This is a genomic window from Megasphaera vaginalis (ex Bordigoni et al. 2020) (assembly GCF_900240295.1).
Taxonomy (GTDB): Bacteria; Bacillota; Negativicutes; order Veillonellales; family Megasphaeraceae; genus Megasphaera; species Megasphaera vaginalis.
This window is the reverse complement of sequence record NZ_OEQB01000003.1, coordinates 158,846-182,217: the sequence shown is the minus strand read 5'-3', so window position 1 is coordinate 182,217 and position 23,372 is coordinate 158,846. Positions and strand designations below refer to the sequence as shown.

Annotated in this window: 25 protein-coding genes and 1 pseudogene; 24 read left to right on the top strand and 2 right to left on the bottom strand. The window is 47.3% G+C overall.

The features are described 5' to 3' along the window. The first annotated feature begins 1,019 nt into the window (after positions 1 to 1,019). The 9 genes and pseudogenes from C0977_RS11120 (at position 1,020) to C0977_RS05080 (ending at position 6,859) form a co-directional block, all read left to right on the top strand. Positions 1,020 to 1,364: a hypothetical protein gene (locus C0977_RS11120; protein ID WP_071784758.1), complete on the top strand. Its 345-nt coding sequence runs from the start codon at positions 1,020 to 1,022 to the stop codon at positions 1,362 to 1,364. A gap of 96 nt (positions 1,365 to 1,460) precedes the next feature. Next, positions 1,461 to 1,760, top strand: a complete 300-nt coding sequence (locus C0977_RS11350; RefSeq protein WP_101912649.1) for an AAA family ATPase — start codon at positions 1,461 to 1,463, stop codon at positions 1,758 to 1,760. A 37-nt stretch (positions 1,761 to 1,797) separates the two neighbouring features. Then, the gene (locus tag C0977_RS05115; protein ID WP_101912648.1) at positions 1,798 to 2,313 is read left to right on the top strand and encodes a GNAT family N-acetyltransferase; all 516 of its coding nucleotides are present in this window, start codon (positions 1,798 to 1,800) and stop codon (positions 2,311 to 2,313) included. 648 nt (positions 2,314 to 2,961) lie between these two features. After that, positions 2,962 to 3,999, top strand: coding sequence for an epoxyqueuosine reductase (locus tag C0977_RS05105; RefSeq protein WP_101912647.1), 1,038 nt, complete (start codon positions 2,962 to 2,964; stop codon positions 3,997 to 3,999). Positions 4,000 to 4,073: 74 nt separating this feature from the next. Beyond that, a pseudogene (locus C0977_RS11255) lies at positions 4,074 to 4,374 on the top strand (TfoX/Sxy family protein); the annotation flags it as partial. A 134-nt stretch (positions 4,375 to 4,508) separates the two neighbouring features. Next, complete coding sequence (locus C0977_RS05095; protein ID WP_101912646.1) at positions 4,509 to 4,901, top strand: MmcQ/YjbR family DNA-binding protein; 393 nt, start codon at positions 4,509 to 4,511, stop codon at positions 4,899 to 4,901. A 60-nt stretch (positions 4,902 to 4,961) separates the two neighbouring features. Continuing rightward, positions 4,962 to 5,141 (top strand): hypothetical protein, encoded by a 180-nt coding sequence (locus C0977_RS05090; protein ID WP_101912645.1) that lies wholly within the window; start codon positions 4,962 to 4,964, stop codon positions 5,139 to 5,141. Continuing rightward, entirely contained in the window at positions 5,131 to 5,793 is a 663-nt protein-coding gene (locus C0977_RS05085; protein ID WP_101912644.1) for a zinc ribbon domain-containing protein, read from the top strand. The genes C0977_RS05090 and C0977_RS05085 overlap by 11 nt, the downstream gene beginning before the upstream one ends. A 16-nt stretch (positions 5,794 to 5,809) precedes the next feature. Beyond that, entirely contained in the window at positions 5,810 to 6,859 is a 1,050-nt protein-coding gene (locus C0977_RS05080; RefSeq protein WP_145995075.1) for a hypothetical protein, read from the top strand. A gap of 625 nt (positions 6,860 to 7,484) precedes the next feature. Here C0977_RS05080 and C0977_RS05075 read toward each other — a convergent pair. Both C0977_RS05075 and C0977_RS05070 read right to left on the bottom strand, forming a co-directional pair. Then, entirely contained in the window at positions 7,485 to 8,267 is a 783-nt protein-coding gene (locus C0977_RS05075; protein ID WP_023053613.1) for an ABC transporter permease, read from the bottom strand. A 5-nt stretch (positions 8,268 to 8,272) separates the two neighbouring features. Next, on the bottom strand, positions 8,273 to 8,893 hold the full coding sequence (locus C0977_RS05070) for an ABC transporter ATP-binding protein (RefSeq protein WP_023053569.1): 621 nt from the start codon (positions 8,891 to 8,893) through the stop codon (positions 8,273 to 8,275). A gap of 117 nt (positions 8,894 to 9,010) precedes the next feature. On the opposite strand from C0977_RS05070, the gene C0977_RS05065 reads away from it, so the two are divergent. The 15 genes from C0977_RS05065 (at position 9,011) to C0977_RS05000 (ending at position 23,361) form a co-directional block, all read left to right on the top strand. Beyond that, on the top strand, positions 9,011 to 9,313 hold the full coding sequence (locus tag C0977_RS05065; protein WP_023053592.1) for a PadR family transcriptional regulator: 303 nt from the start codon (positions 9,011 to 9,013) through the stop codon (positions 9,311 to 9,313). Between the two features lie 85 nt (positions 9,314 to 9,398). After that, entirely contained in the window at positions 9,399 to 10,775 is a 1,377-nt protein-coding gene (locus tag C0977_RS05060; protein ID WP_101912642.1) for a nucleobase:cation symporter-2 family protein, read from the top strand. A 154-nt stretch (positions 10,776 to 10,929) separates the two neighbouring features. After that, complete coding sequence (locus C0977_RS05055; RefSeq protein WP_023053620.1) at positions 10,930 to 11,280, top strand: arsenate reductase family protein; 351 nt, start codon at positions 10,930 to 10,932, stop codon at positions 11,278 to 11,280. A 379-nt stretch (positions 11,281 to 11,659) separates the two neighbouring features. Next, the gene (locus C0977_RS05050) at positions 11,660 to 12,097 is read left to right on the top strand and encodes a desulfoferrodoxin family protein (protein ID WP_023053598.1); all 438 of its coding nucleotides are present in this window, start codon (positions 11,660 to 11,662) and stop codon (positions 12,095 to 12,097) included. Positions 12,098 to 12,495: 398 nt separating this feature from the next. After that, positions 12,496 to 13,620, top strand: coding sequence for an MFS transporter (locus C0977_RS05045; RefSeq protein ID WP_159459037.1), 1,125 nt, complete (start codon positions 12,496 to 12,498; stop codon positions 13,618 to 13,620). Between the two features lie 295 nt (positions 13,621 to 13,915). Beyond that, positions 13,916 to 14,950: a heat-inducible transcriptional repressor HrcA gene (hrcA, locus tag C0977_RS05040; RefSeq protein WP_101912640.1), complete on the top strand. Its 1,035-nt coding sequence runs from the start codon at positions 13,916 to 13,918 to the stop codon at positions 14,948 to 14,950. 15 nt (positions 14,951 to 14,965) lie between these two features. After that, positions 14,966 to 15,544 (top strand): nucleotide exchange factor GrpE, encoded by a 579-nt coding sequence (gene grpE, locus C0977_RS05035; RefSeq protein ID WP_023053617.1) that lies wholly within the window; start codon positions 14,966 to 14,968, stop codon positions 15,542 to 15,544. A 34-nt stretch (positions 15,545 to 15,578) separates the two neighbouring features. Beyond that, a complete protein-coding gene (gene dnaK / locus C0977_RS05030; RefSeq protein WP_101912639.1) occupies positions 15,579 to 17,441 on the top strand; it encodes a molecular chaperone DnaK in 1,863 nt (620 codons plus the stop codon). Positions 17,442 to 17,465: 24 nt separating this feature from the next. After that, positions 17,466 to 18,725, top strand: a complete 1,260-nt coding sequence (dnaJ, locus tag C0977_RS05025; RefSeq protein ID WP_023053583.1) for a molecular chaperone DnaJ — start codon at positions 17,466 to 17,468, stop codon at positions 18,723 to 18,725. Between the two features lie 69 nt (positions 18,726 to 18,794). Next, positions 18,795 to 19,676, top strand: a complete 882-nt coding sequence (prmA, locus tag C0977_RS05020; protein WP_101912638.1) for a 50S ribosomal protein L11 methyltransferase — start codon at positions 18,795 to 18,797, stop codon at positions 19,674 to 19,676. Then, positions 19,673 to 20,398 carry an RsmE family RNA methyltransferase gene (locus C0977_RS05015; RefSeq protein WP_101912637.1) on the top strand — a complete coding sequence of 242 codons (726 nt, stop codon included), beginning with the start codon at positions 19,673 to 19,675 and terminating at the stop codon, positions 20,396 to 20,398. The genes prmA and C0977_RS05015 overlap by 4 nt, the downstream gene beginning before the upstream one ends. A 1-nt stretch (position 20,399) precedes the next feature. Continuing rightward, on the top strand, positions 20,400 to 21,725 hold the full coding sequence (mtaB, locus tag C0977_RS05010; RefSeq protein ID WP_101912636.1) for a tRNA (N(6)-L-threonylcarbamoyladenosine(37)-C(2))-methylthiotransferase MtaB: 1,326 nt from the start codon (positions 20,400 to 20,402) through the stop codon (positions 21,723 to 21,725). A 2-nt stretch (positions 21,726 to 21,727) separates the two neighbouring features. Next, entirely contained in the window at positions 21,728 to 22,072 is a 345-nt protein-coding gene (locus C0977_RS05005) for a histidine triad nucleotide-binding protein (protein WP_023053557.1), read from the top strand. Positions 22,073 to 22,074: 2 nt separating this feature from the next. Next, the gene (locus C0977_RS10850; RefSeq protein ID WP_159459036.1) at positions 22,075 to 22,221 is read left to right on the top strand and encodes a hypothetical protein; all 147 of its coding nucleotides are present in this window, start codon (positions 22,075 to 22,077) and stop codon (positions 22,219 to 22,221) included. 165 nt (positions 22,222 to 22,386) lie between these two features. Continuing rightward, on the top strand, positions 22,387 to 23,361 hold the full coding sequence (locus tag C0977_RS05000; protein WP_023053556.1) for an AEC family transporter: 975 nt from the start codon (positions 22,387 to 22,389) through the stop codon (positions 23,359 to 23,361). Positions 23,362 to 23,372: the final 11 nt, after the last annotated feature.

The following is a 23,372-nucleotide window of genomic DNA, read 5'->3' as shown; positions in this document are numbered from 1 at the left end:
ATGAGATTCGAGGTGGTGCCAAATGAAGTTCAATCCGCATAATTATCAGAAATTTGCAATTAACCATATTCTTACTCATGATGTTTCTGCTTTATTTTTGGAGATGGGCTTAGATTGAGGAAAGACCGTCATAACGTTATCGGCAATCTCTGAACCTCTTTATAACCGATTTGAAGTAGGGAAGGTTCTAGTCATTTCACCACTTCGAGTAACAAGTGATACATGGCCTGATGAAATAGAAAAATGGGAGCGCTTAAAGGGACTAACATATTCTGTGGTTATCGGTATAGAGTCAGAGAGAAAAGAGGCGTTAAGAAAAGCGCTGGTATCTATCTGATTAACAGAGAAAATGTCGATTGGTTTAGTGGGAAGAGTGGATTTCCATTCGACTTTGATACGGCGGTCATTGATGAATTATCGTCTTTCAAGTCCTATTCAACAAAACGATCTAAGAGTCTTCTGAAAATAAGACCGAAGATAAAACGAATCGCAGGTCTTACAGGAACGCCAAGCAGTAATGCCTTATGGATTTGTAGGCAGCGTTTAGGATCCTTGATATGGGACAGGGGCTTGGTCAGTACATCACAAACTGTCGAAGATAGCGAGGAGAATTATTTTTTAGGATAACAACAGCTCCTTTTTCATCAACTATACGGGCCATGAGAAAAGTTTTGATTTGCTTCCGTGATGGACACGAAAATTTCAGAGTTTATATTCATAGATGAGACTTCCTTAGTATTGATGATTCTATTATTATAATAAATAGGTTAAATTCAAACCTGTTTTAATAGGAGGAGGTGTTGAAATCTCTGAAAGTCCATACAGACAAAAACGGCGTGGGGTATTACGCAGAAAAAGGAAATAAAGTGGCGATATAAAGATGCCTACAAAATCAAAGTAGAAAGGCGAGGTCGTTGAAACAAAAATCACTCATAAAGAATGGTTATTTTCTGTGAAGAGAACCGATTGAATCAGCCAGACACTGGCGAAGCACCGTGGCTGAAAGATATTGAACATTGATGTTGGAAATTGTAGTAATCATTGATTTTTCCTCCTACAATTTTCTTCGGATTGTGGCAAGAAAAGCTCTGCTTTATTTGTCAAAAGGAAACTTTACTTTTTCACAGAATAAGCACAAAACAGGTAATCCCGACTGGTTGATTGCTTTCTATAAAGGAACGGTAAAGCATATCTGTTTTGTAGTCGAGACAAAAGGCTCCATGAATTCGATGCAGCTTCGCCTGAGTGAGGAGTCAAAGATCCACCGTCGAAGGGACATTTATTTCAAAGCGATCTCCAGCGGGAATATCATCTACGATGTGGTAGACAGCTGCAAATCTCTGCTGGAGAAGGTGATGAAGTGATTTCGGCACGGTATGGAATGGTGGTAATGTATATGGGCATTTTCTTGGTGATAATGAGGTCGGAAAAAGCAGCGTTCTGGTGAAAATGTAGACGGTATCTTTATTGAAGAACCAGAAAATCATTTAAGTCCTGTAAATTTTCGGAGACTTGTTCAGCAGGTAGCGTTTGCAAAGAATTTCCAGCTTTTTGTCACAACACATAGCAGCGTGATAAGCACCCGGCTTAAGAGTGACAATCTGCTTATTATGTATCAGGAATCTGATAAGAACCTGATAAAACTGAGTGATCTTAGCGGCGATACGGCAAAGTACTTCGTTAAGACACCTCCTGCAAGCATAGTAGAGGATGTTCTTGCTGGCTTGTTCGGTAAACAAATGGCAACGCTGCAATTGTGAGAATAATAATGGGGGATTGGAATGGGAGTTGATACTGATGATACGAAATGTGACAATAGAAGATGCCTGTCGTTTGCTTGAAATATACGAATACTATGTGAAGAATACAGCGATTACGTTTGAGTATGATGTGCCGTCTTTGGATGAGTTCAAGAACCGTATCACTGGTACGCTAAAAAAATATCCCTATCTCCTTCTCGAAGAAAGTGGGGTGATTCGAGGCTATGCTTATGCAGGAGCATTTGTAGGCAGAGCTGCGTACGACTATTCTTGCGAGACGACGATCTACTTGGATCATAATGCGAAAGGCCGTGGTTATGGACGTGTATTGTATGAAGCTTTGGAGCGGACTCTTAAAAATGCGGGAATTCTAAACCTGTATGCATGTATAGGTGATCCCGTTGTGGAGGATGAATATCTGACTCGTAACAGTGAACAATTTCATAAGCACATTGGTTTTTCTAAAATAGGAACTTTTCATACATGTGGATATAAATTCGGCCGCTGGTATAACATGATTTGGATGGAAAAAATAATCGGGGAGCATAATTGATTTATCATAATTGTAAGTATCTTCGTGTTTTTTATTAATGCTGGATGTGCGTGTTCCAACGACTTTTCGTGACTATGGTGCAAAAAACATAATTTTAGGTCAACGTTATGTGAATTGAAATATATTGTAGAAAACATAATTATGGAAATATATAATTAATATTAGCAATTCAAACAATAAAGCCGAGAGCAATCTTTCGCTTGAAGAATAGCCTGATTTACTTCCTATCAGTCAATTCTATCAGCAACATAGCGGCGCGTTTTGGATTGACTGATTCGACGGCGCAATCATTAGTACGATAGGGGGGATGCTGAAAGAAAATCATCGTGCGATACTAAAAAACTTTATTTATAAAAAGGAATATCGATCACAAAGGCAGGCTTTGTCCTGTATGATGTACTTTGGCGATATGCGGTAAGTAAAGGCTTGCGTCATATTATGCTGGATACTCCGTCTGTCTCGCATGCGCCCTGCTTTTTATGAAAAAGCCAGGTTGGTTAAAATTAAAAAAACGGAGTTTCCGATATTCTATTCATATCCCGATAGAGACGGCGTACTTCATGTAAAAGATTAAGAATATCGGAGAGACAGGATAACATTTGCAGGAAAAGTTTCAAAAAGCAATCTATGCTTCGAAGGAGCGATTCTATGACAGCGGAAGAAATTGTAAGAAAAGCCCATGAACTTGGTTATCTGACATGCGGTATTATTCCCGTTTCAGATATGGCAGGTTATGACGAGAAATTATCAGAAAGAATCGCATATTTTCCGGAAACAGAAAAAAAATATGAGGAGTTGCGTAGTTTTGCCGATCCGGCTAAGCAATATCCGTGGGCTAAATCCGTTATCATCTGTGCTTACTGGTATGGGAAATATAAGATTCCATCTGAGCTGAAAACCCATTACGCGAAGTACTATCTTGTCGACAGCAGAACAAATCGGGATTCTGAAGGATATCAGCTAACAGATGCATTTTTGTCTTATCTTGAGGGTACCGGTCTTCGGGTTGCTACGAAGCGAAAATTCGGGATTACCGCTTTGCGATGGGCAGCCATGAAAGCAGGGATAGGGCTGATACGGCGCAATAATTTTTTCTATACGGAAAAAGGTTCGTGGCAGTACCTCGAGGCGTTTCTTGTGGATGAATCGTTGGAGTACAGAGAGAAGTGTACGTTAAAGCCTTGCCCTGATAAATGCAATTTATGTGTCAAGGCTTGTCCGACCAAATCACTTATTAAACCGTACATGATGTCCAGAAACACATGTGTGTCCTGTCTTACCACGTGGGATGGATGGGATATGCCACACGAACCACGCCGAGAGAAAATTGGCGGTTGGGTTTACGGATGTGATGTATGTCAGGAAGTCTGTCCATACAATCGTAATAAGTGGTCTGAAGAGGAGGAGTTTCCGGGACTTTCGGATATGGCGGCTCATTTGACGCTCTCGGAACTGGTTCAGTCCGATTACGAATATTTACGCGAGGTGCTGCAGTCTCAGCTTTTCTATATTCCCGAGGATAAGCTATGGCGCTATAAGGTAAACGCACTAAATGTCATGCTAAACGAATATCAGGAAGCATACCTTCCGGCAATCAAAGCGGCTCTGTCCGACACATACCGGGAAGTAAGAGAGATGGCGCAATTTGTGTTAAGTGAACTGGGCCTGAAATATGGTGTTGAATGAGGAGAGTGATCTTACGGTTACCTTCCTATGCGATTCCGTTCGCAAAGACTGATTAAGGCATGTGAAGCGGAGAAGCGTCCAATAAAGCGCATCTCGATTACGTTTTAGAACAATTATTCCCATTTGGACGATGTAATCTATCGTGCAATGATGGGAGCGCACATTCTGTATTACAGAGGGAAAATCATCGGCGGCATTTACGATGACAGGTTGCTGGTTAAACCTGTACGGTCGGCCGTTTCATGCATGAGTGATCCGAAGTTTGCATTTCCTTACACAGGGGCAAAAGAAATGCTGCTTGTTGAGGATGTTGATAACAGAGAGTCGTTATGCAGCTCGTTATCAGCGATGCGTGAGGATTTGCCAAACCCGAAAAGTGTCTTTTCAAGAAGCTGGTGTCAGCGAGTTCTTTTTCCGAGAAGGTGCTGGGTATTTGGTCTGGGCATTAATGTGACTACGCAAGCGCGTAATTTGCGTGAAAGACAATTTGAATTTGTGGAGATGAAGTTATGAAGCGCAGTGAACTGGAATCATTCATAATGGAAACGTATGACGCAGATGAAGGTTATCCGTGGCGCAAGTATCCGAATTATCAAGTGTTTCGCCATTGGAACAATCAGAAATGGTTTGCCCTCATCATGGATATTCCAAAGAACAAGTTGGGATTGCAGGGTGAGGAACTGTTGGATGTAGTCAATTTCAAGTGCGACCCGATTTTGATTGGCTCATTACGGGAGGCCCCCGGTTTCTTTCCGGCGTATCATATGAACAAGAGCAATTGGATTACCGTTGCACTGGACGGCAGCGTTTCGGATGACAAAATCAAAATGCTGCTCGACATGAGTTATCAGGCAACTGCGCCAAAGACGAAAAAAAGAAATGTTGATAACGTCAATTTTTGAAGGAATGTTCCGAAGAAAGGCAGTGTAACAAATTTCAGTTTGTAAGGATTTAATCCGCCTTTGACAGGTATTCTTCAGCAGTATTCTCTTTGCCAACGGCCTTGTGTAACGAATGTGAAGATTTTATTCGTGATGCATCGTTATCATCAAGATGTGATTAATATCTGTGGAGACGGTGGCGCTGACGGTGAAGATGAAAAATTAGCGGCAGGAAAAGGCGTTGGCGTGAGTGTTTTCTGAAAAACTGGCACGGTTTGGACATGTAGTAGTTATTTTTTTCCTGATTTATGGAAATCTATCGGCATGCAATGGTTTATTGAAAAGGAAGGCATGGCCTTGGGAAAGATACATACGTACTATTTATTGCCCCAACTGCGGGCGCCTGCATGTTCATCAGGCGTACTTCTGCCAGTACTGCGGAGGCAAGGTAAGTATTGAGAATGCCAAACGTGAAAAGGATCTGCTTTTCAAGAAACGGGACGATCAGGAAAGGCCGGACTATGATCTTGAAACCACCTCATGTTTTGGTTGCGGCGCTACGATCGTTTTTGAGAAAAGTGAGTCCTTATCCCGTTGCGAATTCTGCGGGAGAAATCTGCTCAGAAAACGCTACGCGATGGACTCCGAGCTTCCGCAGTATGTCATTCCTTTTGGCTTGACGCGTGATGAGGCGGCAGAAAGGCTTTCCCAGTGGTGTGATCAGAACAGCGGTAAGCCCGAAGCAAAGCATTTGAAAACTAAAATATCGGCATTAAGAGGATATTATCTTCCCTATAAAATGGTTCAGGGACCGGTGCATTGTACGGTGAATAAGCGCAGTGGTGCCACCGCATTTAAAGCGTCCGGCTACTTGAAAGGAGAATTTATCAAATTGTCCCAGGCAATTGAATAATCTTGTCCTTGATGCGATGGAACTATTTGATTTGGACAATCTCAAGGAGTGTGAGTTTGCCTATGTGGCAGGTCACAGGGTCAAGGTATCGGATTTGGATGAAGCGGAGGTTTCAGAGAGAATGACCGCGGAAGCTGAGGCGAATTACCGCATACGGATGGAACAACTCTGGGGAACGAAGTCTATTAATTTAAATACAGAGGTTGTGCCGATGATAGAATTTCCGGTTTTGCTCCCCGTATATTACCTAATAAGCGATAATATCGAGGCGGCTGTGAACGGCCAGACCGGCAAAGTAAGCGTACTTGCTGAGAAATACAGTTCCTACCTGTCTGTTCCATGGTGGCTTCAGGGAATCGTGGTTCTTCTTGTCTCTCCGGGGGCGACCTTTAGTGCGATCCTTTTAGGCGGACTTCCGTTGATGGACAGCATTTATCTTACAGGGGTATTAGGTTTTTTCTATTTGCTCGTATTTGCGTGTATGTTTCAGGATGGAGGAAGTACAGCATTCGGCTTCAGCTATTATAAGAAAATTTTCAATTCAGGTGAACAGACCTACCATCGTGAAAATGGAAAGCTGGTTATCAACGATAAGGTTCTGAAACGCAGGATTGAAGAGCCTGTTTTCATGCATCGGATCGATGGGCGGCTGACGCCGGTAAGCTATACAGTTTATTCGGCTCAAAGGACCGTATACATGGCGTTGCTTAGTGTCGTTACCGTTTTCTTCCCTGTTATCGCAACCCTGCTGATCAATGAATTTGATTTTGACAGCCTGGAGCTTAGCGGGTCCGCAGTCTGGTTTTACATTGCCGTGCCTGTTGTGCCGATTGTCCTCGTTAGGTATGGAATTCAGTGGCTTTATGAAAATCCCTGGATTTATATCTTTACGAAAGATGGACGACGGAAACGCTATAGGAAAAAGATTGTTCTTAATAACGCTACCATCATGGAAGCGAGGCGGATTTGCATGACAGTATTGTTTGTGCCGCCGTTCTGCTTGCCGACATGGGTAATGATTGTGATGATCTATTTGGCGGCCTTTGGCTTCGATAGCCTGTTGTAAGTATTTATGGAATTCCCGTACGCTGGACTGGCCTTTCGTTGCAGCAAAATACGTTCGGGGAGATCTTTTAGAAATCCCTTGTAATCTGCGCCGAAATGGCATTGTTTTGTTAACGATATGTTACACATTGGGATAACGCAGGATGTCAAGAGGGAACTTCCTGTGCGGCTGACGCATGAGAAAACTGGTTGTACTTGCGATTGAGTACGGTGAGTTGTTTCGCGAAATCGGTCAGTGAATGAACGCGATAGCAGACATAACAATATTCGTTGTTTTTGCGATGAGCGTGTCCTACATTGTCGTTATGTCGTAGCCTGCAAGGCTTGATTCTCCGGTGGATAATGCCGTAGCGGCGCAGTAGTGCTTCAAAGAGAGAAACGATAGATATGTTGCCGTAATGAGCAAAGGAGACGTCTGCGCTTTTTTCACGGAATATGGGGACTGTTGATGACTGTGTAGTATGTACGACGGTGGCAATACCATTATATATCCCAGTATGGCTACCTTTATCGTTTTTTTTTGCGACACTGTCGTAAGGACTGCGGCGAGCAGACGGTGCGGTACAGATTTCGCTGCAGTCATGGTGCGACTGCAGCGGTTTGCCATTGACACGGCTTTTGCAGTGCTAATGGCGGAGAAAGAGTATTTGCGCGTCCTTATTGTAGATTGTCCGATAGCCCAAGTACAGCGAGCCGAATACGGATAAGCAGACTGTCGTCGCGATTGCAATCATGATTGCAATTTGATACAGAATGGCCGTGGCAGGTATGGCGCCGGCCAGAATCTGACCGGTCATCATTCCCGGCAAGGATACAATTCCCATGCCTACCATGGAGTTCAATGTCGGAAACAGTGCAGTTTCCAATGCTTGAGAAACAAAGGGGCGCAAAATATCGTCCGGCGTACCGCCGAAATTCAGCAATGCTTCTATCTTTTCCCCTTCGGCGTCGATACTTTCACGAAATGTTTTCAAGCCCAGATTCAAACCGGTCATTACATTTCCGAAGATCATGCCGCTGAGCGGGATGACATATTGAGGATTGAAAAAATTTTCCTTAATGACGCAGGTAATGAAAAAGACGATGATGCTTATGCCGGAAATGGACAAGGTCAGCGCGATGTAAAGGCGGAACTTTTTATTCAGCTCGCGGTTTTTTGACAAGACGCGGCGGATGGTGAAGCCGATCATGACGAGTACATACATGACCGTGTACAGCGGTTCGGCGTTGTTGAAAATATAGGTCAGCAACCATCCTGCCAATACCAGTTGGACCGTCATTTGCAGACTGCCCAGGAGCAGCAGGCGGCTCTGACGTATTTTACATTTTTTCATTATCATCAATATAATCAGCAAAAGCAGATATATGAGAAGAAATCGATCTATACTGAGCGGTGTAATTTCTGCCATTATTCTCACCTCAATGTAATCGTATGTTCGGCAAAAGAAGATTGTAAATCCGTGTCGTGACTGATGATCACTAACGTCAGGCGATTCTGTTTGGCAAACCGGACAATATTGTCGAGAACACGGACTGACAGTTCTTTGTCCAACGCGGAAGAAGGTTCATCCAAAAGCAGTACTTCCGGGCGCAGGCTGAGGGCGATGCTCAAAAAGACTCGCTGTCGTTCGCCGCCTGACAGTGTCCGGCACTCCGTTTTCCATGCTGCCGGCATACAGCAGACAGACAGATAGTCGCGCAGGCTTTCTTTGTCGGGACAGGCCCGTTCCTGGATAGTGTGGTAAGATAGGAAGTTTTGATAAATAGTTCCGGGAAATAAGTAGGGAGTCTGTTTGACTAGCAAAACGGCTCTTCGCAAAGTAATTTTATTGATAAGGGAAATATCGGTTCCCTTATATCGTATACAGCCTGTCAGCGGGGAAAGTGTGGCATTAAACAGCTTCAGCAACGTGCTTTTTCCACAGCCGCTGGGGCCGCTGATGAAGGTGACGGCGTTTTTTTCAATAGCCATGTCCGGGTAATGCAGCATTTTTTGAAAAGAGAGCGCTTCTGTGCTAATAATCGGGTGCATCATGGGGCCTCCTTGACGCTATTTTTTATCTATGGTATCTTAGTAATAACTTAATAACGAAACTAGATATCTAAAATCGTTATCGAATTTCGATATTAATATAACACAGGAGGAATCAACGTGCAAGATGCGATCTTACGAAAACTCTTTTTAGGCTTTATACAAATTCATATTCTTCACCATGCAAAGAAGGATCCTGTTTATGGGTCATGGATGATCACCGAATTGCGGCAGCATGGTTATGAAATAAGTGCCGGCACGTTATACCCCATTCTTCACAATTTGGAAAAGGCCGGTTTGGTGACGGTAGCGGAGCGTGTAGTGGAAGGGAAGGTCCGTAAATATTATTCCGTTACGCCGCAGGGCGACGCCGTATTGACGCAGGCCAAGGAAAAGATCAGGGAGCTGACTGATGAACTGTAACGCGGCGCCATTGGCATTGACCGTAAAAAGTGTGATAGAATAACGTATTCATTATAATAGCTTACAATTGGACGGTGGTCAGTTTATGGAATGTGATGTTGAAAAGGAAACGGTCGTAACCGGTGATGAGCTGCTGTATGGCATTGAGTCCAGGCCTCCCGTCAGGATGGCCTTGATCTTGGCCTTGCAACACATTTTGGCAGCTTTTGCCGGAATCATCGCCGTGCCGCTTGTCGTCTGCTCGGCTTTGGGCATGTCTGTTGAGCAGACGTCGCTGATGGTTAGCGCCACTATTTTTGTTTCAGGGATTACGACGGTTCTTCAATCTCGCGGTTTCGGTCCAGTCGGATCCCGTGTGTCCGGCATGATGGGGACTGATTTTACCTTTGTCAATCCGTCTATCAGCGTCGGCGCTCAGTTCGGCGTGGCCGGGATCGTGGCGGCGACGATGACCGGTTCTCTGGTGGAAATCGTACTGAGCCGTTTTATCAGGCCGCTGATGAAATTTTTTCCGCCGCTGATTACCGGTACCGTTGTCAGTTTGATCGGGATTACTCTTTTGCCGGTCAGCATCTATTGGGCTGCCGGCGGCGTGGGCGCCAAGGATTATGGTTCCCTTGAAAATCTTGCCGTATCCTTTTCCATCATGCTGCTGACGCTCTTGTTGAATCATTACGGCAAGGGCATAAGCAGTACGGCGGCCGTGTTTATCGGTATGGTCGCAGGGTATATTCTTTGCATACCCTTGGGGATGGTGGATCTGACACCGGTGGCGACGGCAGAATGGCTGGCTGTTCCCAATATATTTCGCTACGGATTCGTTTTCGATCTGGCCTCTACCTTGGCGTTTGTTCCGGCTTATCTGGTTTCCACAATCGGCACCGTAGGGATCATGATTGCCATCGGAGAATCGTCTCGCGAAAAATTGTCGAGTGACAGGGTGGCTTCCGGGGTTCTTTGTGACGGTGTAGGATCCTTGCTCGCCGGACTTTTCGGCGCCGGACCGAATACGGCTTTTTCACAAAATGTCGGCCTGATCGCACTGACAAAGGTTGCCAGCCGCAGAGTTATGGTGCTGGCAGGCGCGATTCTCACGATATTGGGGATTTTTCCGAAACTCAGCGCCCTGATTGCCGTGATGCCGTCGGCCGTCCTGGGCGGCGCAGGTGTGATTATGTTCGGCCTTGTAGCGGCCCAGGGGATCAAAACGCTGGCGAGTATTCATTTAGGTGATCGGGAGCTCCTGATTATTTCCGTTTCTTTTGCCCTCGGCATCGGAGTAACTGTAAAGCCGGAAATACTTCGGAATCTTCCGGGCATGCTGCAAATGATCTTTTCCTCCGGGATTTCTACGGGGACCTTGACGGCGTTACTCCTTAATATCGTTTTGGCGGCGCCTGAAAAAATGTCGGAGAAGCGTCTGGATGATGCAGCCGGGACAGGAGAAGCAGGTTGTCAATAAGCCGGTCTCAGTTGTTTTTGCAGCAAGACAGTTTTCGGACGTGAGACTGTCTTTTTTTGCAAAAAAAGACAACGATTCACAGCGTGTAGTATATTATTGATTCAATTTTTCATATGTGAAAACGTACGGGGTAGCAGAAGGAGAGGGTGTTATCATGGTGTTTTTGGAATATCCGCGGTGCGCGACTTGCAGAAAAGCGAAAAAGTGGTTGGATGCACGGCAAAAGGTATATACGGACCGGCATATTGTTCAGGAGAACCCGACCGTTGAAGAGTTGAAGGAATGGCAGCAAAAGAGTGGGCTGCCGTTAAAAAAATTTTTCAATACGAGCGGCCAGTTGTATAAACAAATGAACTTAAAAGAAAAACTGGCCGGAATGAATGAAGACGAACAACTCGAGTTACTGGCTTCGAACGGCATGCTCGTGAAGCGGCCCCTGGTTTTGTATGGAAATATTGTTCTTACGGGATTCAAGGAAGAGGAGTGGGAAGAAAAACTGAAATAAGGGGAAGCACAGACTGTATGCGCCGTACATGGCTGCAATGCAGCCGTTAAAAAGGAGAATGCGGATTGACGGCGCAGTGCTCAATCGACGGCATTTTCCGCGCATGTTGTGGACCTGTGGCGCAATTGGCAACAGTTTCCCCGTTTCGTTTTTGTTGCGTTGTATGGAGTGCCTGTTTATAAAGCAGGCCGGCAGCGGTTATTGTATATACTGTGAGCGATGATATGCAACCAAAATGTTTTGTCAATTTGAGGTAAATATACTTGCGTTATTTTCCGTAGTACTATATAATAATAACAGAAAACAATTATTAATTAGTTTTAATTACGTAGCGTATACGACAATTGTCGTACACCATATATCTTTTGGAGGTGCTATCATGGACGAATTAAAATTCTATGTATGTAAAAAATGTGGAAATATCGTAGTAACCGTACAAGGCGACAGCAGAACGCTTTCCTGTTGCGGTGATCCGATGGTGGAATTGGTTGCCGGTTCGACTGATGCGGCACAGGAAAAACACGTTCCTGACGTAAAAGTGGAAGGCGGCAGAGTGAATGTTACTGTCGGTTCCGTAGAACATCCGATGACTGACGAACATTACATCCAATGGATTGCTTTATCTAGCGGACACAGAATGGAAATTCACAAATTGTTCCCCGGTCAGGCTCCGGAAACGACATTTGAAGGTGCTGAATCCGGTATCGTTTATGCCTATTGCAATTTGCACGGCCTGTGGAGCAAAAAATTCGGCAAAGAAGAATTCAAAGCCGATATCAGCGGCTGTTCTCCGGAATTTGGCGGCTGTAAGATTTAATCGGGCGAAAAGTTCTTCTCCATCAGCCTGATGGAGCAAGCGGCATTTCCGTACTTTACGCATGAGTACGGAAGTGCTGCTTTTTTTGTGCGGGAGTATAGATGTCATGAGCTCTGGACACATACGCGTTAAGCGGAGATTTTCGGCCGGCCGGCTTTCGACAATTTTGCAGAATCGATTTTTGCCTGCCGCCGATGAGAACGATAAAAAGAAAATAAGGATCAACTTCGCCTTGTCAGGCAGACCGCCTTTTGCTATACTATCGAATGCGATTGCGCGATATATGTAAGAGGGGGAATGATGATGGCGATCACAGAAGGACAAGGACACAAGGCAAAACGCGTTGTCGTTCTGATTGCAGCTGCTTGTCTCGTGGCGGTTTACGTGCGAATTTTGGTATGATTATTACGGCGTTGTCCTCGTTTACGGCAATTCATTATGCCGATGTCAGTTTCGTCATGGGGGTTACGCAGTTGCTTTACGGTATAACGCAGCCGCTTTGGGGAGCTTTGGCCTTAAAGAGATCGAACACCCTCGTTTTGTGTATTGGTACCGTTTTGTTTTTGGCCGGGCTCATATTTACCCCTTTTTGTCGTAGTGTGCTGACCTTGTTTCTGACTTTCGGAATTGCCTTGGGGGCCGGTAGCGGTGCGCTTTGTTTCGGCATTCTCATGGGGACGATCTCGCCGATTATCGGTAAAGAAAAAGCCTCGGCAGCGTCAGGTATATTGAATGCTTCCAGCGGTATCGGCAGTGCGGTTTTATCGCCTGTACTCCAATTGCTGAACAGTCAGATCGGTGTAGCCGGCTCATTGTGGGTATTAGCGATTCCGACCCTTTTGATTTTCCCCATTATTTTCTGGATTCGTATGATGCAGGGGAACACTGTTGTCGATGGAGCGGATTCGGCAGCGGCGTCAGGCGCTGAGCAGTCGTCGCTGCGTCTCTTGCGCACGGCCTTGCGCGAAGCCGATTTTCGGCGCTTAATGCTTGGGTTCAGTACGTGCGGTTTTCATATGATCATCATTCAGACACATCTTGTAACGCAATTCGTTTCATACGGTATAACGGCAGGCGTCGTCGCCGGTATTTATACGTTTTTCGGCGTGGCTACGATGGCGGGATCGGTATTATCCGGCTTCTTATGCAGCAAATTTTCACTGAAGAACGTCTTGGGAACGGAGTACGCAGTTCGCGCCGTGATCGTTGCCCTGTTTATGTTCGCTATGCTGAAAAATCTTACGACAGCCATCATCTTTGCATTGATACTGGGGCTTACCGGCGATGCGACGGTTACGCCGACGTCGGAAATCGTGTCGCGACGGTTTGGGGCAAAGACGATCGGGTTTCTCTTCGGCATGACGTTCGTCTGTCATCAGATCGGCGCTTTCATCAGCTCTTGGCTGGGCGGCGTTCTAATTGAACAGACAGGGAGTTATACGCTGATTTGGAGTTTGGATATTTTGTTATGTGCAATGGCGGCTTTGACGAGTTATCGAATTAAACGGCATGAAGGAGAATGAGTCGCTGCTCAGATCATGTGATGCCGGTTTTGCGAGAAAAAGAGGGACTGTCCACGGGCGGTCTCTTTTTTTGTCGGATAGTAGCGGCCGTCAAAAGGGATGGTTGCAGTTTGTCGACAAAAAACGGGATGAGTGGAGAAGAGGCTTTCGACAAAAGGACAAAGTAAGGGAAAATAAAAGTTTGACTTTTTGACTAAATCTATTGACAAACAATTCCGATCATGTTATCTTTTATATAGTCCTTAGCACTCTGCAAGAAGAGTGCTAATAGAGGAAAGAAAACAGAGGTGGTACGATGGAACTGAATAACAGAAAACAAAAAATATTGCAGGCTATTATTCAGGATTACATCACCTCTGCCGAGCCCATCGGGTCTCGGACGATTGCCAGGAAGTATGATTTGGGTGTCGGCGCCGCGACGATACGGAATGAAATGTTTGACCTGGAGATGATGGGGTACCTGGAAAAGCCGCATACGTCGGCAGGACGGATTCCGTCGATCAAAGGCTATCGTTTTTATGTTGACTGTCTTTTGGAACCGGCGCAGCTTTCCAAAGAGGAGAAAGAGTTTGTCCGTTCATGGTTTATCGGCAAGATGGATGATGTCGATCAGATATTTCAGTCAACGGCCAAATTGTTATCGACAATTACCCATAATGTGTCTCTCGTCATGGCTTCACAGCAGCCGACGTCATTGTTGGAGTACATTCGGTTTTTGCCTCTCAACAACCGGCGCGTGATTATGCTTGTCGTCACCGACTCGGGTCAGGTCGAAAGCTGTACGTACCTGAAGCCTGACGGGGTAGATATTGACGAGTTGAATGTTATCGCCGAAAAGCTGACGCATTATTTGTCGGGGACGCCGCTCGCTGCTATCGATATGGAGTTGTTGAATACGTTTCACGGCAATATCGTTGATGATGTCGAATTGTATCGCATGGCCTTTCAAGCCGTGCATAAGTCGTTGCGCCGTCACCAGCTTTATAAAGGCGGTACGATCGAGCTTTTGAATAAGCCCGAGTTTCAGGATGTGGATAAGGCCAAGTCCATTTTCAGCATGTTGGAAGAGCGGGACGCCGTCATTGATCTGCTGTATGATGAGAATAGTACGGGCCAGTCCGTTACTGTACGGATTGGCGAAGAAACACGACTGGCCCCGATCAGCGATTGCAGCATTATCGAGGCAACATTTAAAGCCAATGATATGGTTCTCGGCAAGGTTGCCGTTTTAGGACCGACGCGGATGGAATACGCAAAAATCATCGGCTTGCTTGATTTTATGAAAGAACATGTAACAAGTATTTTGGAGCATTATCATAAAGAGAGGTAGGAGGTCGCCGCAGGTATGAATGAAGAAGAAACGAAAGTGAACCAGGAAACGAGCGAGACGGAAGCAGTGAAGGAGGATGTGGTCAATACGGCTGATGAAGCGACGGCAGCGGAAACGGAAGTTGCCGAAGCGGAGGCCGAACAAGGTCGGGACGACAGCGCTTTGCAGGAAGCGCAGGATCGGTATCTTCGCCTTCAGGCGGATTTTGCCAACTTTAAAAAGCGTTCTGCCAATGAGCGATTGCAGCTGACGGAACTGGTCAAAAGTGAAGTGTTGCTGTCAATCCTGCCGGTTCTCGATAATTTCGAGCGGGCCTTGCAGACGCCGCAAGATGAACTGACTGAGGAGATGAAGTCATTCGTCGCAGGTTATGATATGATTTACAAACAGTTGGTTGAAGTACTTGCTAAGGAAGGCGTCACAAAGATGGAAGCCCTCGGCAAGCCTTTTGATCCGTTGTATCATCAGGCCGTCATGCGTATAGCCCATGAAGAGTATGCCGATGATACGGTGGCGGAAGTATTGCAGAACGGATACCTGATCGGCGAAAAGACGTTGCGTCCGGCAATGGTAAAAGTAGTGTTTAACGGTTAATTTCGGAACCGAAGGATAAGAGGAGGAATTTACAATGGCAAAGGTAATTGGGATTGATTTGGGTACGACGAATTCGGTAGTTGCTGTTATGGAAGGCGGCGAACCGACGGTTATTACCAATACGGAAGGATCGCGCCTGACACCGTCTGTCGTCGGCTTTTCAAAGACCGGTGAACGGTTGGTCGGCCAGTTGGCGAAACGGCAGGCGGTTTCCAATCCGGAAAATACAATCGCGTCCATCAAGCGCCATATGGGTGAAAGCTATACGGTAGAAGCGAACGGCAAGAAGTACACACCGCAGGAAATTTCGGCCATGGTACTGCAAAAACTGAAAGAAGATGCGGAATCTTATTTGGGAGAAAAGGTGACGCAAGCGGTTATTACCGTGCCGGCATATTTCTCCGACAGTCAGCGTCAGGCCACAAAGGATGCCGGTAAAATTGCCGGTCTTGATGTACTGCGCATCGTCAACGAACCGACGGCCGCCGCATTGGCTTACGGTCTCGATAAGGGCGGCGACGGCAAGATTCTTGTATTTGACTTGGGCGGCGGTACTTTCGACGTATCGATCCTCGAATTGGGTGACGGCGTCTTTGAAGTTAAGGCTACGAACGGCAATACCCGCCTTGGCGGCGATGATTTTGACGCTGCTGTGATGAACTGGATGGTCAGTGAATTTAAGAGTCAGACGGGCATTGATCTGTCGCAGGACAAGATGGCCGACCAGCGTCTGAAGGAAGCTGCCGAAAAGGCCAAAATCGAATTGTCCACCGTCCTTTCGACCAATATCAATCTGCCTTTCATTACAGCAGATGCTTCAGGGCCGAAGCATTTGGATCTGAATTTGACGCGCGCTAAATTTAACGAATTGACGGCCGATCTGGTGCATGCCACGATGGAACCGACTCGCAAGGCAATTGCCGATTCCGGCCTTTCCATCGATGAAATCGATAAGGTCATTCTCGTCGGCGGTTCCAGCCGTATTCCTGCTGTACAGGAAGCTATCAAATCGATTCTCGGCAAAGAACCGAATAAGGGCGTTAATCCGGACGAATGCGTCGCCGTCGGCGCCGCCATTCAGGCCGGCGTTCTCGTCGGCGATGTCAAAGATGTTCTGCTTCTCGACGTTACCCCGTTGTCTCTCGGTATCGAAACGTTGGGTGGCGTATTTACAAAAATTATTGAACGGAACACGACGATTCCGACATCGGGCAGCCAGGTCTTCTCGACGGCGGCCGACAATCAGCCGTCTGTTGACGTCCACGTCCTGCAGGGTGAACGTGAAATGGCCAGTGATAACAAGACCTTGGGACGTTTCGAGCTTTCCGGTATCCCGGCGGCGCCTCGCGGTATTCCCCGTATTGAAGTAACCTTCAATATCGATGCCAACGGTATTGTCAACGTTTCCGCCAAAGACCTCGGCACGGGCAAGGAACAGAAGATTACCATCACTTCTTCTTCGGGCTTGGATCAGAGTGAAATCGACCGTATGGTCAAGGAAGCCGCAGCTCATGAAGCGGAAGACAAGAAGCGGAAAGAAGGCATTGAAGCTAAGAATAACGCCGACTCTCTGATCTATCAGGCGGAAAAGACGATCAAGGATTTCGGCGATAAAGCCGATCAAGGTAAGGTTTCTGAAATAAAGGATAAGATTGCCGCCTTGAAGGAAGCTGTAAAAGCCGATGATGTCGATAAAATTAAAGCGGCCTCCGAAGCCTTGACGAAACCTCTCTACGACCTGACCAGTGAAATGTATAAACAATCTGAAGGCGCGCAGCAGCAAGCACAGCAGGCGCAACAGGCGGCCGGCAATGCCGCCGACGAACAGCAGACGCAGCAAGGCGGCGAAAAAGTAGTTGATGCCGATTATAAAGTCGTCGACGATGATCAGAAATAATAATGATGTAAGAGGGGTTGTCCAATGAGCAAAAGAGATTATTATGAAGTTCTCGGCGTACCGAAAGATGCCAGCGATGCCGATATCAAAAAGGCTTTCCGAAAGTTGGCCATCAAATATCATCCTGATAAGAACCGGGACGACCCTAAAGCGGCGGAAGAAAAATTTAAAGAAGTCAATGAGGCTTACAGTGTGTTGTCCGATCAGGAAAAGCGGGCCCAATACGATCAATTCGGTATGGACGCTTTTCAAAACGGCGCTGCCGGCGGCTTCGGGCAAGGCGGTTTTGGCGGGTTCGGGCAAGGCGGCTTCGGCGGCTTCAGTCAAGGCGACTTCGGCGGCTTCGGCGATATTTTCGATTCTTTCTTTGGCGGTCAGGGGCGGCGGCAATCCAATGGCCCGCAGCGAGGCGCCGATCTGCGCTTTGACGTAGATATATCGTTCCGTCAGGCGGCTTTCGGTACGGAGATGGAGATCCAAGTTCCGAAAGAGGATACGTGTGATCATTGTCACGGCAGCGGCGCCGAACCGGGAAGCAAGGTGGAAACCTGCCCCGTCTGCCATGGCACGGGCCAGGAACGGGTCGTACAGAATACGCCGTTCGGCCAGATGGTCAATGTCCGTACGTGTTCTCACTGTGGCGGCAGCGGTAAAATCATTCATGACAAGTGCAAAATGTGCCACGGCACGGGAACAGTCAAGATTCGCAAGAAATTGAAGATCAAGATCCCTGCCGGCGTTGATGACGGAGCCCGTCTTCGCGTTGCCGGCGAAGGGGAGCCGGGGACGCGCGGCGGCAGTCATGGTGATTTGTATGTATATATTTTTGTCCGCAAAGATGCAGCTTTCGTGCGGCGCGGCAATGATGTGCTGTCCGAAGAAACGGTTACCTTTGCACAAGCCGCGTTGGGGACGACGATCCGTGTCGATACCATTGACGGCAAGATCGATTTGAAAATTCCTGCAGGTACGCAGACCGGTACGCTTTTCCGAATCAAAGGGCATGGCGTCCCGTACCTAGGTGTAAAGGAACGGCGCGGCGATCACCATGTTCGCATTACGGTAGAAACGCCGAAGCGGCTTAATGACAGGCAACGCGAGCTCTTGAAGCAGTTTGCCGCCGCTTGCGGAGAAACGTGGCTGGATAATGGAGATAAGCCGAAACGAAGCAGTAAGAACGATGCGAAGGACGAAAGGAAAGAAAAAAAGGAAAGCTTCTGGGATAAGTTGAAGAAAGCCATCCGTACGTGGATGGGCCGTCCGAAAATAGTTCCTGGAATGTAATATACATGGTATACTGATGCTGCAGGCCGACAGGTTCTGCAGCATCTTTTACTGCAAGGAGAATTTTCTATGAAGTGGAATGAAATACATCTCATAGCCGACAGACGGGCAGCGGATCTCATTGCCGTGGTCTTGGACGAATGTGGCGGCAGCGGCTGCGTTTTTGACGAAGACGGGCGGGTATCTCCGACTGTCGGGATAACGGTATATTTTGCTGATGGCGATGTGGCGGCACTGCAGCAGTTGCGGCAGCGTTTGCATGGGATTGAGGCGATTAATCCGCACTGGCATCGTTTTCAACTTACGGCGCAGATTGTCGACGACAAAGACTGGTTGTATCGTTGGCAAGCGTATTTTGAGGCAACGCAGATATCCGATCATTTCTGGTGCGTGCCCGCCTGGGAATCCGTCAACCTGCCTGCAGGAGAAGAGGCGATATGCATTGATCCCGGCTTGGCTTTCGGCAGCGGGCTTCATGCTACGACGGCGCTTTGCGTACGATTTCTTGAAGAGGTAGTCAACGGTGGCGACCTGGTCTTTGACATCGGAACAGGTACCGGTATTTTGGCTATCGCCGCCGCCAAATTGGGCGCCGCTCATGTAGCTGCAATTGATCTTGACGAACAGGCTGTGGCGCAGGCTGTCGTCAATATCGGGTTAAACGACGTTTCGCCCGTTGCGGAAGCGTCAACCGGCGATTTACTGTCGACTATCCCGGCTGACGGCATGAAGGCTGACGTCATTGTCGCCAATTTGGTGACCGATGCCGTTTTGCGTCTTCTGCCGACTGTCGGCGTCTATATGAAAGACGGTGCTTATCTGATTGTCAGCGGCATTATCGATGAGCGTATTGACGAGGTGAAGGCTGCGGCTGCGACTGCATTCCTGGCGTGGTGCCGTGCAGAATTGAGCGACGGCTGGTATGCCGTCTTATTGAGGAGAAGGAAATGAGACGTATATTTATCAATCATCCGATTACCGATACATTTTCCTTGTCGGCAGAAGATACGCACCATGCGATGACCGTGTTGCGTCATGAACTCGGCGATATTCTTGAAGTGGCCGACAGTACCGGCGCCGTGTTCGCCTGCGTTATTGCCGCTTGGGACGGGAGCGTTGCGCAAATGAAGATGCAGAAACAGATTGCAGCCCCCAGACGGCAGGACGGAAAGATTATCGTTGCTGCCGCCATTTTAAAAAATGATAAATTCGACTGGCTGGTACAAAAAGCATCGGAACTGGGTGCAGATACGGTGATTCCTGTACAAATGGAGCATTGTGTAGTAAAATTAAGCGAAAACCGCCGGCACGACCGTGTCGTGAGGTGGCAGCGCATCGCCTTAGAAGGGGCAAAACAGTGCGGCAGAACGGATGTGCCCGTTGTCGGCTCGGTGTTGACGTTGCAGGAGTTGGTAAGACAGTACGGCGCGGCTTCTTTTGTTGTGCCGTATGAAAAAGAAGTCCTGCCTTTTAAAACGGTCTGCAATCTTGTCAAAACCGGTGATGTCGTCATTTGTATCGGACCGGAAGGCGGCTTTTCGCCATCTGAAATTTCCTTGCTCCATACAGCGCCGCATTGCTATACCGTTTCTTTAGGGCCGCGGATATTGCGGGCGGAAACAGCGGCGCTGACAGCGGTTTCCATTATTATGTATGAAAGAGGATTTACGTAAAATGCCATCAATTGCCTTTGCTACTTTGGGGTGCAGAGTAAATCAATATGATACGGACAGCATGAGAGGATTGTTTCTTTCGAAGGGATTTCAGGAAGCGGCGTTTCATGATGTTGCCGATGTATATGTTATCAACACTTGTTCCGTCACGCAGATGGGAGAAAAAAAATCGCGGCAAATGATTCGTCGCGCCAAAAAGCTCAATCGGGCGGCGCTTATCGTTGTGACCGGCTGTTATGCTCAGCTGAGCCCCGACGTGTTGGCGGCAATGCCTGACGTTGACGCCGTTGTCGGTACCAATGAAAAGAAAGAGATCGTTCGCATCGTCGATTCTCTGTTGGAGCGGCGTTCAGGAGCTGCTGTAAGGGCAGTTCACAATATTATGGGGGCGGCAGGACGTGACGTTTTCGAAGAAATTCCTTTATATCCGTCGGCAGTAGCGCATACGCGGGCTGATTTGAAGATACAGGAAGGATGTAATAATTTCTGTACCTACTGCATTATTCCGTACACGCGGGGAAGCTTGAAATCGCGTCAGCCTGATGCGGTTATTGCCGAAGCCAAACGATTGACGGCGTTCGGGTTTAGGGAATTGGTCTTGACCGGGATCCACCTCGGCGCTTACGGTATCGATTTGCCGGCGCGGCCGACGCTGGCGCTCATCTTGCGGCGGCTCTTGGAAGAAACGGATGTTGCCAGGATACGCATGGGATCGATCGAGTCTGTGGAAATCCGTGACGACCTGATCGACGTGATGAACTCGTCCGAGCGTATTTGTCCTCATCTTCATTTGCCCCTTCAGTCGGGATCGAATACGATTTTGCGGGCCATGGGCCGTCACTACACAAAAAACGGATATATTGCGCTTATCGAAGGGCTGCAAGATCGGATCGGCGGACTGACCGTTTCAACAGATCTGATTCTCGGATTTCCCGGCGAAACGGAGGCGCTTTTTGCCGAGACGTTGGAAACATTGGGGCGTTTGCATTTTTCCCATATTCATGCGTTTCCGTATTCGCAGCGGCAGGGAACGCCGGCGGCGGATATGCCGAATCAGGTGGAAAATGCCGTGAAAAAAAGGCGCGTTGAGATCGTAAACGCATTGTCGCGGCGCCAAAAAGCGGCATTGTTACAGAAGCTGGTCGGCCGGGAGGTACAGGTGCTGATCGAAAAGCAGTCAGGGAATTGGGGAGAAGGGTTTTCCGAGCAGTATGAGCGTGTGCAACTGACGAATTTACGTACCGATGTGCAGGGGACGGTCGTGCCCGTAATTCTTACGGGCGTGGAAAAGGATATATTATCAGGCATTATAAAGGAGGAAAGATAGTTATGGAAGATTGTTTGTTCTGTAAAATCAGTAAAGGGGAAATTCCCAGCACGAAAGTTTATGAAGACGATGATTTCTTTGCTTTCAAGGATATTGCCCCGGTGGCGCCGGTACATGTCCTCGTTATTCCCAAAAAGCATGTGCAAAGTATAGCGGCGTTGACGGAAGCGGATGCCGCTGTTGCGGGAAAAATGCTTTTCGCTATTCAAAAAGTCGCATCCTTGCTAGGATTGGCAGAAGACGGCTACCGCGTCATTTTCAATACCGGTGAAAAGGCCGGGCAAACAGTCCGGCATCTTCATGCCCATATCCTGGGCGGCAAAGAAATGGCGTGGCCAGGCGTATAACGATGGAAAATGACAGACGAGAGGAGACGGTGAAAGGGCATCCGAAGGGGAAGAAAATCTCTTTTTTTATTACGACAGGAACGTTGATTCGGATCGTCTCCATCATCTTGCTGATTCTCCTTATATATTTCATGATCCATAAACTGTAAAATAAATGTCTCTCGCCGGCGTGAGAGACATTTATTTTGCGTTACCAAGGGGATTGGGAAGGCGGCGCGAACTGTTTCGATATGGAGTTTACAACTTGCGGAAAAACGCCTATGATAAACGATAATGGGGTTACAGGTGAATGCTAAGGATGAGGGGATGTACAAATGGTCTTTTTCTATATTCTTGAATATACGATGTTACCGTTGTTTCTGTTGGTTTTAATCGGTTTTTTAGTGGATAGAAAGTACCATATTGCCGTCAAATCCATATCTAAGCTGCTCTTTTATCTGATCATTCCATGTTTCGTTTTTACGAATATATATAAAACCGATTTTCCCACGACGAGTCCGCGGATCATTGGCTGCGTTTTTCTCCTGTTGCTGTTATCGCTGTTCATTGCCGACGGCGTCAGCAAATGGCGCCATTATGATGAAGGGATGCTGCAATCGTGCCGCAACGCATTCATGTTTAACAATACGGGCAATCTGGGCGTGGCGCTGATCGTTCTGGTTTTTTCTCACGAACCCTTTGTTGTCAACGGCGATACGCCCTATTTGTCTGAAGCGCTTGTCATTTGGATCATCATCTTCGTCATCCAAAGCGTGGGATTGAATACGTTGGGACTGTATCAGGCCGGACGCGGACGGCTTTCCGCCAGAGATGCATTGCGAGCAACGTTACGACTACCGATGCTTTATGTCTTTGCCGCAGCCGTTTTTTGTCGACTGTTCAATATTCCGGCAGACCGCTTTTCTTTCTGGCCGATTATGCAGATGGCCGGCGGTGCGATTACGCCTGTTGCCATGTTCGCCGTTGGCGTACAGATTTCACAGACAAAAATAAAATGGCTTGATCCCGATGTTTGGATCGTAAGTTTGTTGAAATTTTTCCTGGTGCCTCTTGTCGGACTCGGCATCATTTTTGGGGCCAATTGGCTGCTGCCGGGAACCTTTACTGCCGTCGGCGCTCTCGTTTTTCTGATTTACTGCGCCGTTCCGACGGCCGTTAATACGGCAATGTATGCGATGGAATTTGATAATTATCCTGATTATGCTACGCAAGTCGTCATGAATACAACGGCTATGAGCGCATTTTCTCTGACCTTGGTTATTTTTATCGGCCATCTCATTTTTGTTTGAACAGTTCTTTC